Source organism: Streptomyces coryli, assembly GCF_011044975.1.
In the GTDB taxonomy this organism is placed as follows: Bacteria; Actinomycetota; Actinomycetes; order Streptomycetales; family Streptomycetaceae; genus Streptomyces; species Streptomyces coryli.
Window position 1 is genome coordinate 1 of sequence record NZ_JAAKZV010000256.1, and the last position, 11,070, is coordinate 11,070.

An 11,070-nucleotide genomic window follows, 5' to 3' on the forward strand; every position below is an offset into this window, starting at 1 on the left:
CATCCGCCACCGAAGCCCGAGCCGAAACCGCCGGAGCCGACGCCCTCCCCCACCAAGACCAAGCGGCCCGCCCCCGCTGTCTCCTTCCGGCCCGCCTATCACGCACCCCCGCGCCCGGAGGCCAAGCAGGGCACCTCGCCCGTGACCCGGACGCTGCTTCTCGTCGCCCCCGCCGTGCTCGCCGCCGCCGCGCTCGCCGCGGGCGGTTCCGGCGGCTCCGCCGCGGGTGCCGGGGGGCGCGGTGACTGAGTCCGGAGCGGCTGTGCCCCGGTCTCCCGTATCTATCGATTGGAGTCACTGATGTCCGACTGGCTCAAGCTCCTCGTCGCCATGGCCGCGGCCACCGGCGTCGTCGTGCTCATCGCCGTCATCCGCGACCGGCGGCGGCCCGAGGACGAGGATCCCGATGAGACGCCGGATGTCATCGAGTACATGACGATGATGGTCGGCGTCGTGTACGCCATCGTGCTCGGCCTCGCCATCGCCGGGGTCTGGGAGTCCCGCGGGGCGGCGCAAGAGACCGTGCAGCGCGAGGCGTTCGCGCTGCACGAGGTGAGCGAGCGGGCCGCCGCCTATCCCGCCGGGCAGCGCGACGCCGTACGGGCGAGCATCGACGCCTACGTCGACTACGCCGTCAACAAGGAGTGGAAACCGGCCATTGCCGAGGGCGGCGGCCTCACCCCGCGCGGCGACCGGCTGATGGCGGATGTACGCAAGCAGGTGGACGCCTTCGAGCCGAAGACCGAGTCGCAGAACCGGGCCGCGTACGCCCTCGCCGACCAGGCGGCGCAGGCCGCCCAGGCCCGGCAGGAGCGCGGCCTGGGCACCGATCCGACGATGCCGCCGGTGGTGTGGGTGGGGCTGATCATCGGGGCGGTCGTCTCCATCGGCATGGTCTTCGCGCTGCAGATCCAGCGCTCGGCGCGGGAGCTGGTGCTGGCGGGGCTGTTCAGCGCGCTGATGGCCTTCCTGCTCTTCCTCGTCTGGGCCTGGAACACCCCCTACGGGGGCGCCTCCGACGCGGGGACGATGACAGAGCCGTTCACGACGCTGTTCCCTGGCTCTGGATAGGCCATCGGCACCGGCCTACCGTGGAGTTGGCAACCGGAGGTGGGGCGGCATGGCCGACTGGTGGTCCGTCGAGGTCTTCGATGCGCAGTCGTCCGCGCTCGCGTGGCGGGACTCCTACGAGTACACGCTCGTGGAGTCCGCGATCACGCACGGGGCGCTGATGTGGGAGTGGCACATGCACTCCTGGGGCATCGTGCTCGAGATCTCCTTCCGGGAGGAGCGCGACTGGGACCGCTGGCGCACCCTTCCCGGCGTGCAGGCCGCGCTCGACGCGGTGCCCGACCCGGTCTCCGGGCTGCTGCTGCACCGCGGCCGCGGCGGCAGCAGCGGCTGCTTCGTACCGCGCCGGCCGCGTCCGGCGCCCGGCGCCGCGGCGGCCGAGCTGCCGGAGCCTCCGCCGGAGCCGCCGCGGAATCTGCTGTCAGCAGTACCCCCTTCCCCCGCCGCCTAGCCGCGGGGCAGAGTCGGCGGCATGAAGCTGCTGATTCTGGGTGGTACGGAGTTCGTGGGGCGCGCGGTCGCCGAGGACGCGGTCCGGCGCGGGTGGGAGGTGACGGTCTTCCACCGCGGCCGGTTCCCCGCGCCGGAGGGGACCGCGTCGCTCATCGGCGACCGGCTGGCGGACGGCGGGCTCGCGCCGCTCACCGACAGCGAGGCGGGCTGGGACGCCGTCGTCGACACGTGGTCCGGCGCGCCGGTCGCGGTGCGGGACGCGGCGCGGCTGCTGGCGGACCGGGGTGTCCGGCATTACGCGTACGTCTCCAGCCGCTCCGTCTACCCCGAGGAGACCACCGCGGCCGGTGCGGATGAGTCCGCCGCGGTCGTAGACGCCTCCCCCGACTCCACCGAAGGCGACGACTACGCCCGCGCCAAGCGCGGCGGCGAACTGGCCGCCGAAGCCGCCTTCGGCGACCGGGCGCTGTTCGTCCGCGCGGGGCTGATCCTCGGACCGTACGAGAATGTCGGCCGGCTGCCGTGGTGGCTGACCCGCATGCGGCGCGGCGGCGAGGTGCTGGCGCCCGGCCCGTACGACCTCCCGCTGCAGTACATCGACGCCCGCGACCTTGCCGCCTGGACGCTGGACGCGGTCGAGGGCGGGCTCGGCGGGGCGTACGACGTGGTCAGCGCGCCGGGGCACGCCACGATGGGCGAGTTCCTGGAGGCGTGCGTCAAGGCTGCTTCCTCCGAGGGGTCCGACGCGGTGCTGCGGTGGTACGAGCCGGAGGCCGTGCTCGCGGCCGGGTTCGAGCCGTGGACCGAGCTGCCGGTGTGGCTGCCGCCGGGTCCGCTGCACGACTATCTGCACAGCGGCGATACCTCCAAGGCGCGGGCGGCGGGGCTGCGTTGCCGGCCGGTCGCGGAGACGGTGGCCGATACGTGGGCGTGGCTGCGGTCGATCGGCGGTGAGGCGCCGCAGCGCTCCGACCGGGGGCGGAAGGGGGTCGATCCGGAGCGGGAGGCGGCGTTCCTCAGCGCAAGCTGATCAGCCCGTCAGGTCCCCCTCCCGCTCATTGACCCCCGCGTAATGGCGCAGCTTGTCCTCGTCGACGCGCACGCCGAGGCCCGGGCCGTCCGGGACGGTGAGGCTGCCGTCCCGGAGCGGGATCGGGTCGGCGATGTCGTCGGCGTGCAGGTAATACATGCTGTCGATGGCCCGGTTCAGGACCGGCGTGCTGGCGACGACGGCCAGGTGGGCGGCGGTGGCGATGCCCAGTTCGCCGCCGCTGTGCAGGTTCATGCCGAGGCCGAAGGTCTCGCAGTGGGCGGCGAGGGCCTTGGTCGGGGCGATGCCGCCCCACTTGTAGACGTCGCCGTGGATGACGTCCACCGCGCCCAGGCGTACCGCCGGGGCGAAGTCCTCGAAGCGGACGACGCACATGTTGGTGCAGAGCGGGATGCGGACCTTCGCCCGCACCTGGCTCATGCCCTCGATGCCGACGCAGGGGTCCTCCAGATATTCGAGGTCGAGCTCTTCCAGCTTGATGCCGGCGCGGACCGAATCGGGCACCGACCAGGCGGCGTTGGGGTCGACGCGCAGCTCGGTGTCGGGAAGGGCGGCGCGCAGGGCGCGGAGGTTGGCCACGTCGCCGTCGACGTCCTTCGTCCCCTTGAGCTTGACCGCCCGGAAGCCGCCCTCGGCGACGACGCGGGCGGCGTGCTCGGCGAGCGCCTCGGGCGTGCCGCCGTCCGCCCGGGTGACCAGCGCGGTGAGCGGGACCTCGTCCCGTACCCGGCCGCCGAGCAGGTCGGTGACCGACTGCCCGGTGGCCCGGCCCATGGCGTCCCAGCAGGCGACGTCCAGGGCGGCGATGGCGGCGTAGCCGAGATAGCCGTGGAAGAACGGCACCATGTGCTGCTTGCGGTGGAAGGCCTCCAGCGCGAAGGGGCTGGTGCCGATGAGGTCGGGCGCCAGCTTCCGGATCAGCGCGGCGACCGGCTGCCCCCACATCGTCTCGCCCCAGCCGTCCACGCCCTCGTCGGTGCGGATACGGACGACGGTGCGGGTCTCCCCCGTCTTGGTCTCGAAGGAGCTCGTGAAGGGGCTCTTCAGGGGGAGGTTGACGACCCAGGCGTCGACGTGCGTGATCTTCATGGGCTCCTCAATCGTTGGTGGCTGCGTGGAACGCCCGTATCGCCTGGGCGAGTTGGCGGGCGCGGGCGGTGAGTTCGGGGTCGTCGGGCCGGGCGGTGGACGGGTCGTCGGTGGCGCCGCCGGCCCGGGCCCACTCGCCGTGCCGCTCGGTGGTGAGGCCGGGGTGCGGCGGGTTGTCGAAGAGCGGCGGCGGGTCGGCGGGCGGGCGCGGCTCGATGGGCGTGCGGACCAGGTCCGGGTGGGCGGCCAGCATCAGCGAGGTCTCGTAACGGCCGGCGTGGCCCGGGGTCGACGCGGCCGCGCCCAGGCTCCAGTACGAGCAGGCGGCGTACGTCCCCGCCGCCCGCAGCGCGTGCTCCTTCACCGCGAGCCGCATGATCTCGTCGTTGCCGCCGTGCCCGTTGACGATCATGACGCGCCGGAAGCCGCTCTCGGTGAGGGACCGCAGGACGTCGCCGAGCACCGCCTTGAGGGTGTCCGCCGACAGCGACACCGCGGCCGCGAAGAGGTGGTGCGGGCTGTGCCCGTACGGCAGGGCGGGGAGGCGTACGACCTCAGGACCCGCGTCCTCGGCCAGCAGCGCCGCCGCCCGGTCCACCACCGCCGTCACGAGCATCGTGTCCGTGCCCATCGGCAGGTGTTCGGCGTGCTGCTCCTGCGAGCCGATGGGCAGCAGGGCGATCGCCGAGCGGCCCGCCTCCCGCACCTGGCGCCAGGTGAGCTCCGTCAGCTGAAACAAATCCGTGCTACCTCCTCGGTTCGTGCCGTGGCAGAGTCGGCGCATGGCCGGCGAACCTCGACATCTGCACCTCGTGCCCGACCCCCCGGCACCGGTGCCCGCGCGCCCGCTGCTGGGCGCGGTCGAGGTGCTGCCCGGACAGGTGCAGGCGGCGCTGGTGGACCGCTCCGGGGAGCTGCTGCGGCGTACGACGACCGGCTTCGACCCGGCGGCGCCCGACGCCGCGGGCGTGGACGCGGCGGTACGGCAGGCCGCGCTGGAGTGCTTCGACGGGTGCGAGCTGATCGGCGTCGGGGTGGCGGCGACCGGCATTGTGGACCCGGAGCGCGGTTCGTTCATCGAGGTCAATGACGTGCCGGCGCTGGCCGGTTATCCGGTCGCGGACGTGCTGCGGCAGGCGCTCGGGGTGCCGGTGCACATCGAGCACCGGGCCCGGCTGCAGGTGCTCGGCGACCGGTGGTTCGGCCCCGGCCGGGGGCTGACCTCCTTCGCGTCCGTGTCCACGGGTGAGGTGCTGGGCGTCGGCATCCTTTACGACGGCGAGCTGCTTGCCCCGCACGGCGGCCGCAGCGGCGCCCATATGACGGTGGTGGCCGGCGGCGAGCCGTGCACCTGCGGGGCGCGCGGCTGCTGGAAGACGGTGGCCACGACGCGGTGGCTGCGGCAGCGGGCGCAGACGGCCGGTCTCGGCGCCGACGTGACGCTGGCCGGTCTCGTACGCCGCGGGGACGAAGCGCGCAAGGTCGTCGAGGAATACGCCGACAATCTCGCCCTCGGCCTGGTGAACATCCAGCAGCTCTTCGCCTCCGCCCTGTTCGTCCTGCACGGCGAGGCAGTCGAGGGCGCGGAGGCCTTCCGCGCCCGGGTCGAGGAGCGGCTGCGCCGGGACAGCGGCTGGTCGACGGCGGCGCCGCCGCGCGTCGTCCTCGGCGAGGCGGGCCCCGACGACGTGGCGCTGCTCGGCGGCGCGGGTCTGGTGCTCACGCACCGGTAGCCCCCGCGCGGGCCCGGTACGCGTCCGGCCGCGGCACCGCGGCCAGCAGCTCGCGCGTGTACGGGTGCTCCGGCGCGCCCAGCACGTCGGCGGTGGCCCCGCACTCGACGATCGCGCCGCGCCGCATCACCGCCACCCGGTCCGCGACCTGCCGCACCACGGCGAGGTTGTGGGAGACGAACACATAGGTAAGACCGTGCCGTTGCTGCAGCTCCGCCAGCAGATCGAGGACCTGCGCCTGCACGGAGACGTCGAGCGCGCTCGTCGGCTCGTCCAGCACCACGACCCGGGGCGCGGGCGCCAGCGCGCGGGCGATGGAGATCCGCTGCCGCTGCCCGCCGGAGAACTCGTGCGGATACCGGTCCTGCACCCCGGCCGCAAGCCCGACCGAGGTGAGCAGCTCCCCCACCCGCTCCCGCAGCCGGGGCCTGGCCGCCCGTCCGCGATAGCCGGCGTCATGGGTGACCAGCGGCTCGGCGACGATGTCGGTGATCCGCATGCGCGGGTTCATGCTCGAGTACGGGTCCTGGAGCACGACCTGCATCCCGGCCCGTATCCCGCGCAGCTCGGCGGCGGAGAGCCCGGCGAGGTCGCGGCCCTCGAAGCGGACGGTCCCGGCGGTCGGCTCCAGCAGCTTCAGCAGCAGCCGGGTGAGCGTCGTCTTCCCGGACCCGGATTCGCCGACGAGGGCGAGGGTCTCGCCGTCCTCGACGGTGAGCGTCACCTCGTCGACGGCGGTGGTACGGGCGCCGCCGGGGCCGCGGAACTCCTTGGTGAGGCCGTCCAGTTCAAGCAGTGGCGTCATGGCGTCGGCTCCAGTCGCGGGGTGGCGGCCAGCAGGTCGCGGGTGTATTGCTCGCGGGGCGTGTCGAAGACCTGGCCGACGGGTCCGTGCTCCACGACCCGGCCGTCGTTCATGACCACGACCCGGTCGGCGGTCTCGGCGACCACGCCGAGGTCGTGCGTCACCAGCACCACCGCCATCCCGTGCCGGGCCCGCAGATCGGCGAGCAGGTCGAGGATCTGCCGCTGCACGGTGACGTCGAGAGCCGTGGTCGGCTCGTCCGCGATCAGCACCCGCGGCCGCCCCACCAGCGCCGTCGCGATCATCACGCGCTGCCGCAGCCCGCCGGACAGCTCGTGCGGGTACTGCCGCGCCCGCAGCTCGGGGTCCGGGATGCCGACCTCGTCCAAGGCCCGTACCGCCTCCGCCCGCGCCTCTCCGCGGGAAGCACCGCGGTGCCTGCGCAGCACCTCGGCGACCTGGTTGCCGACCTTCTGCAGCGGGTCGAGGCTGGTCATCGGGTCCTGGAAGACCATCGCGACGTCGTTGCCGCGCACCTCGCGCAGCTGCTTCTCCGGCAGCACGAGGAGGTCGCGGCCGTCGAGGAGGATCTCACCGCCGGGATAGGTGCAGGGCGGCTCGGGGTTGAGCCGTAGCACGGCGAGCATCGAGGCGGACTTGCCGCTGCCGGACTCGCCGACGACGGCCAGGGTCTCGCCTGCGTACGCCAGGAGGCTGATGCCGCGGACGGCGTGCACGGGGCCTGCGGAGAGCTCGAAGTCGACGTGGAGATCGCGGATTTCGAGAACAGGAGTCTTCATCGGCGGTACGCCTTCGGGTCCGCGACGTCGCGCAGGGCGTCGCCGGTGATGTTGATGGCCAGGGAGGTGAACATCAGCGCCAGGCCCGGGAAGACCGCGACCCACCACGACGTGCCCAGGTACAGCTGCCCGTCGGCGAGCATCGAGCCCCAGGTGACGGTCTCCTTCGGCACCCCGAGGCCGAGGTAGCTGAGCGAGGCCTCGGCGACGATCGCGGCCGCGATGTGCAGGGTGGCGATGGTGGCCAGCGGCGGCAGCACGTTGGGGAGGAGGTGCCGCCGCATGATGGTCAGGTCCGTGACGCCCGTTGCCCGGGCCTGCGTCACGTAATCGCGGGTCCGCAGCGACAGCACCTCGGAGCGGACCACCCGCGCGTACGACACCCAGCCGGTGAAGCCGAGCACCAGCACGACGTTCCACAGCCCGGAGCCGAGGAAGCCGACGATGGCGAGGGCGAGGAGCAGCGAGGGGAAGGCCAGTTGGATGTCGGCGAAGCGCATCAGCACCCGGTCCAGCCAGCCGCCGCGGAAGCCCGCGAACAGCCCGGCCGCCGCACCCACGACGCCCGCGAGCAGCGCCGCCCCGATACCGACGAGCAGCGAGACCCGGGAGCCGTAGATGACCCGGGAGAGCAGATCGCGGCCCAGCTGGTCGGTGCCCAGCGGATGCGCGAGGCTGCCGCCGTCCGACCAGGCCGGGGGCTTGAGCCGGGCGAGCAGGTCCTGCTTGGCCGGGTCGTCGGGGGCGAGCAGCGGGGAGAAGGCGGCGGCGACCAGGAGCAGCGCGAGCACGCCGAGGGCCACCAGGGCGAGCCGGTTACGTATCAGCGTGCGGGTCATGCCCGGTCCCTCACTCTCGGGTCGAGGAGGCTGTAGGAGAGGTCGACGAGCAGGTTGACGATCACGAAGGCGGCCGCGAAGAACAGCACCGCCGCCTGCACCAGCGGGAAGTCCCGGTGGGAGATGGCCTCCACGGTCAGCCGCCCGATGCCCGGCCAGGAGAAGACCTGCTCGGTGAGGATCGCGCCGCCGAGCAGGCCGCCGAATTCGAGGCCGATCACGGTGACGGTCGGCAGCGAGGCGTTCCGCAGCCCGTGCGCGAGGACCACCTTCGCCGGGCCGAGGCCCTTGGCCTTCGCGGTACGGATGTGGTCCGAGCCGAGCACGTCGATGAGCGAGGAGCGCAGCAGCCGGGCGATGACGGCGATGGAGTAGACGGACAGGGTGACGGCGGGCAGCACGAGGTGCGCGAAGGTGCCGTATCCGGAGGCGGGGAGGGCCTTGAGCTGGACGGAGAAGAGCAGGATCAGCAGGATGCCGATCCAGAACGGCGGGGTGGACTGGCCGAGCAGCACCGCGGTCATCACGCCGGTGTCGCCGGCCCGGCCGCGGCGCATCGCGGCGTAGATGCCGGCCGGGATGGCGATGAGGAGGCTGAGGACGAGGGCGCCGGCGGCGAGTTCGAGGGTGGCGGGGATGCGGTCGGCGATCACCTGGCTGACGGGTTCGTTGTAGACGAGCGAGTCGCCGAGGTCGAGCCGCAGCAGGCCCCACAGATAGTCGCCGTACTGCGCGAGCGTCGACTGGTCGAGCCCCAACTGGTGCCGGAGCGTGGCCTCCTGGGCGGCGGTGGCGTCCGGCGGCAGCAGCTGCTTGACCGGATCGCCCGAGAGCCGTACGAGAAGGAAGGCCAGGGTGGCGGCGGCGAAGAGCACGCCGATCGCGGTGCCGAGGCGGGTGGCTATGTGGCGGGCGAGGGAGGCGCTCATCGCGGCTTCACCTCCGCGCCCTCCATGGCGAGGGACCCGTTGATGATCGGCGTCCAGCGCACCCGTGTGGTGCGGGCGAGGATGTTGTCCTGCTGGTAGAGGGGCACGAACGGCGCCTCGGTCTTCATCAGCCGCTGCAGCGCGGTGAAGGCGCGCTGCCGGTCGTCCGGGTCCATGGACAGCTCCTCGGCGTCGACGAGCCGGTCCGCCTCCTTCGAGCGCCAGCGGCTCTGCCGCCGGTCGCTGCGCACGTTGGACTGCAGCATCGACGAGCCGTCGAGCGTCCAGACGGTGGAGGCGGCGAGGTAAAGGGGGCCGAGCGCCTGCCGGTTGTCGGAGGTGAGGCGGGCGGAGAAGGTGCCCGGGTCGAGCAGGTCGACGCGGGCCCGGATGCCGGCCCGGTCGAGCAGGCCCGCGATGGCCTCGGCGACCTGGCCGTCGGTATTGGAGGCGGCGAGGGTGGTGCTGATGCCGTCCGGGTGCCCGGCGTCGGCGAGCAGTTGCTTCGCCGTGCGTACGGAGCGGCGGAACGGCTCGACGGACTCGTCGAAGCCCACCGATCCGTGCGGGATCATGGCGGGCACCTCGCGGGCCTTGCCGTCCAGCACGGCCTTGATGAGCAGCGGCACGTCGACGGCGTGGTTGAGCGCCTGCCGCACCCGGCGGTCGCGCAGCGGGCCGGCCGAGGTGTCGATGTTGAGGTACGCGGTCCTGATGCCCGGGTGGTTCTCCAGCTCGACGCCCGCGTATCCGGACAGCTGCCGGGCGGCGTCCGGGGTGAGCCCGGTGACGAGGTCGACCTCGTCACTCTGCAGCGCGGCCAGGGCGGAGGCGGGATTGGGCAGCGGCCGGAAGACGAGCCGGTCCGCTCCCGGCCGACCGTGGAAGTGGCGGCGGTTGGCGCTGAGTTCGAGCTGCCGGTCGCGCCGGAAGGACTCGAAGCGATACGGGCCGGTGCCGACCGGCCGCCGGGCGAAGGCGGCGTCGCCGGCCTCGGCTATGTACTTCGGCGGCACCACGACGCCGCCGAAGAGCGACAGCTTCGCGGGCAGGATCGGGTCGTGCAGCTTGGTGTGCACGTCGACGGTGTACCGGTCGACGACGCTCACCGACGTCACGTACCGCAGCTCGACGATCGGCGACCGGGTCTTGGGATCGAGGACCCGCTCGATGGAGAACTTGACCGCCTCGGCGTCGAATCGCTCCCCGTTGTGGAAGTGCACCCCCTTGCGGAGCCGGAACCGCCACACGGTGCGGGAACGCGCCTCCCACGAGGTGGCCAGCCGGGCCGCCAGCCGCCCGCGGACGTCGCGGGTGGTGAGGGTGTCGAAGATGTTGATCAGGACGTTCATGGAGACCATGTCGCCCTGCTTGTGCGGGTCGAGCGTCGTCGGGTCGGCCGTCTGCGCCACCCGGAGCGTGCCGTCCCCGGCCGCGCCCGCGGCCGTTCCGCACCCGGCGAGCGCCGCGGGTGCGGCGATGGCGGACCCGGCAACTCCTGCTAGTCGCAGGGCGTTACGGCGTGACATATCTGGATGAGTCACGATCTGCCCTTCGCAATGCGTTCCACTGAACAGTGCGATCGTTCCGTTCACCGGAACGTTGATGCGTTAAGCTAAGCGACATGCCGAAGCCGGTCAACACCCCCGCCGCCGCCGGAGCACCCGTAAAAGGCCCCGTGGACAAGGCACTCGAGGTGCTGGACGCGCTCGCCCAGCCCGACTCCCCGCACCGCCTGGCCGACTTGGCCGCGCGCACGGGCCTGCCGAAACCGACCGTGCACCGCCTCCTCCAGACCTTCGCGGACGCCGGCTACGCGGCCCCGGCCCCCGGCGGCTCGTACCGCCCGGGCCCGCGGCTGCTCGCCCTCGGCGCCACCGCGCTGGCGGCCAGCCGCGAACTGCGGCTGGCCCGCCCGGTCCTGGACGATCTGCGGCAGCGCACCGGCCAGCTGGCCCACTTCTCGGTACGGGACGGGGCGGCCGCGGTGCACGTGGCGCACTCGGAACCGTCGTCCGCGTACCGGATGGCGCTGGCCGCGGGCGGCGAAGTCCCGCTGTACTGCTCGGCGGTGGGGTGGGCGATGCTGTCGGCGCTGCCGCCGGAGGAGGCGGCGGGGCTGCTGGGCGGTGAGCCGCTGGGCGCGCGTACGCCGCGGACGGTGACGGACCCGCGAGCCGTACTGGCCGAGCTGGCACGGGTGCGCGAGACCGGCTACGCGGTCGACGACGAGTACGCGGAACAGGACGTCCGCGCCATCGCCGCGCCGGTGCTGGGGCCGGGCGGGGAGGTCGCGGGGG

General features: G+C 73.2%; 12 protein-coding genes and 1 pseudogene. 6 read left to right on the plus strand and 7 right to left on the minus strand.

Going from position 1 to position 11,070, the window contains the following annotated elements:
- The 4 genes and pseudogenes from G5C51_RS34935 to G5C51_RS34950 form a co-directional block, all read left to right on the plus strand.
- Nucleotides 1–249 (plus strand): annotated as a pseudogene (locus G5C51_RS34935) (hypothetical protein); the annotation flags it as partial.
- A gap of 51 nt (nucleotides 250–300) precedes the next feature.
- Nucleotides 301–1,071, plus strand: a complete 771-nt coding sequence (locus G5C51_RS34940) for a bestrophin-like domain (RefSeq protein WP_165243673.1) — start codon at nucleotides 301–303, stop codon at nucleotides 1,069–1,071.
- A 49-nt stretch (nucleotides 1,072–1,120) separates the two neighbouring features.
- On the plus strand, nucleotides 1,121–1,522 hold the full coding sequence (locus G5C51_RS34945) for a hypothetical protein (protein WP_165243675.1): 402 nt from the start codon (nucleotides 1,121–1,123) through the stop codon (nucleotides 1,520–1,522).
- 21 nt (nucleotides 1,523–1,543) lie between these two features.
- Nucleotides 1,544–2,554, plus strand: coding sequence for an NAD-dependent epimerase/dehydratase family protein (locus G5C51_RS34950; RefSeq protein ID WP_165243677.1), 1,011 nt, complete (start codon nucleotides 1,544–1,546; stop codon nucleotides 2,552–2,554).
- Here G5C51_RS34950 and G5C51_RS34955 read toward each other — a convergent pair whose 3' ends face one another.
- Both G5C51_RS34955 and G5C51_RS34960 read right to left on the minus strand, forming a co-directional pair.
- On the minus strand, nucleotides 2,555–3,664 hold the full coding sequence (locus G5C51_RS34955) for a mandelate racemase/muconate lactonizing enzyme family protein (protein WP_165243679.1): 1,110 nt from the start codon (nucleotides 3,662–3,664) through the stop codon (nucleotides 2,555–2,557).
- Nucleotides 3,665–3,671: 7 nt separating this feature from the next.
- Nucleotides 3,672–4,448 carry a creatininase family protein gene (locus G5C51_RS34960; RefSeq protein WP_165243681.1) on the minus strand — a complete coding sequence of 259 codons (777 nt, stop codon included), beginning with the start codon at nucleotides 4,446–4,448 and terminating at the stop codon, nucleotides 3,672–3,674.
- Between G5C51_RS34960 and G5C51_RS34965 the strand changes: the two genes are divergently transcribed.
- Complete coding sequence (locus tag G5C51_RS34965) at nucleotides 4,447–5,397, plus strand: ROK family protein (protein ID WP_165243683.1); 951 nt, start codon at nucleotides 4,447–4,449, stop codon at nucleotides 5,395–5,397. The genes G5C51_RS34960 and G5C51_RS34965 overlap by 2 nt on opposite strands.
- Here G5C51_RS34965 and G5C51_RS34970 read toward each other — a convergent pair.
- From G5C51_RS34970 to G5C51_RS34990, 5 genes are read right to left on the minus strand one after another with little or no spacing between them, the layout of a single operon-like run.
- A complete protein-coding gene (locus G5C51_RS34970) occupies nucleotides 5,384–6,202 on the minus strand; it encodes an ATP-binding cassette domain-containing protein (protein ID WP_165243685.1) in 819 nt (272 codons plus the stop codon). The genes G5C51_RS34965 and G5C51_RS34970 overlap by 14 nt on opposite strands.
- Nucleotides 6,199–7,002: an ATP-binding cassette domain-containing protein gene (locus tag G5C51_RS34975; protein WP_165243686.1), complete on the minus strand. Its 804-nt coding sequence runs from the start codon at nucleotides 7,000–7,002 to the stop codon at nucleotides 6,199–6,201. The genes G5C51_RS34970 and G5C51_RS34975 overlap by 4 nt, the downstream gene beginning before the upstream one ends.
- The gene (locus tag G5C51_RS34980) at nucleotides 6,999–7,841 is read right to left on the minus strand and encodes an ABC transporter permease (RefSeq protein ID WP_165243688.1); all 843 of its coding nucleotides are present in this window, start codon (nucleotides 7,839–7,841) and stop codon (nucleotides 6,999–7,001) included. The genes G5C51_RS34975 and G5C51_RS34980 overlap by 4 nt, the downstream gene beginning before the upstream one ends.
- A complete protein-coding gene (locus G5C51_RS34985; RefSeq protein ID WP_165243690.1) occupies nucleotides 7,838–8,770 on the minus strand; it encodes an ABC transporter permease in 933 nt (310 codons plus the stop codon). The genes G5C51_RS34980 and G5C51_RS34985 overlap by 4 nt, the downstream gene beginning before the upstream one ends.
- Nucleotides 8,767–10,299, minus strand: coding sequence for an ABC transporter substrate-binding protein (locus G5C51_RS34990; protein WP_165243692.1), 1,533 nt, complete (start codon nucleotides 10,297–10,299; stop codon nucleotides 8,767–8,769). The genes G5C51_RS34985 and G5C51_RS34990 overlap by 4 nt, the downstream gene beginning before the upstream one ends.
- Before the next feature lie 95 nt (nucleotides 10,300–10,394).
- Here G5C51_RS34990 and G5C51_RS34995 point away from each other — a divergent pair.
- Nucleotides 10,395–11,070, plus strand: a 676-nt coding sequence (locus tag G5C51_RS34995) for an IclR family transcriptional regulator (protein WP_165243694.1), incomplete at its 3' end; no start/stop codon positions are given.

Bases quoted from the DNA above. Each gene is read 5' to 3' on its own strand.
- G5C51_RS34940 (WP_165243673.1), top strand. From the start codon at position 301: ATGTCCGACTGGCTCAAGCTCCTCGTCGCCATGGCCGCGGCCACCGGC.
- G5C51_RS34945 (WP_165243675.1), top strand. From the start codon at position 1,121: ATGGCCGACTGGTGGTCCGTCGAGGTCTTCGATGCGCAGTCGTCCGCG.
- G5C51_RS34950 (WP_165243677.1), top strand. From the start codon at position 1,544: ATGAAGCTGCTGATTCTGGGTGGTACGGAGTTCGTGGGGCGCGCGGTC.
- G5C51_RS34955 (WP_165243679.1), bottom strand. From the start codon at position 3,664: ATGAAGATCACGCACGTCGACGCCTGGGTCGTCAACCTCCCCCTGAAG.
- G5C51_RS34965 (WP_165243683.1), top strand. From the start codon at position 4,447: ATGGCCGGCGAACCTCGACATCTGCACCTCGTGCCCGACCCCCCGGCA.
- G5C51_RS34960 (WP_165243681.1), bottom strand. From the start codon at position 4,448: ATGCGCCGACTCTGCCACGGCACGAACCGAGGAGGTAGCACGGATTTG.
- G5C51_RS34970 (WP_165243685.1), bottom strand. From the start codon at position 6,202: ATGACGCCACTGCTTGAACTGGACGGCCTCACCAAGGAGTTCCGCGGC.
- G5C51_RS34975 (WP_165243686.1), bottom strand. From the start codon at position 7,002: ATGAAGACTCCTGTTCTCGAAATCCGCGATCTCCACGTCGACTTCGAG.
- G5C51_RS34980 (WP_165243688.1), bottom strand. From the start codon at position 7,841: ATGACCCGCACGCTGATACGTAACCGGCTCGCCCTGGTGGCCCTCGGC.
- G5C51_RS34985 (WP_165243690.1), bottom strand. From the start codon at position 8,770: ATGAGCGCCTCCCTCGCCCGCCACATAGCCACCCGCCTCGGCACCGCG.
- G5C51_RS34990 (WP_165243692.1), bottom strand. From the start codon at position 10,299: ATGTCACGCCGTAACGCCCTGCGACTAGCAGGAGTTGCCGGGTCCGCC.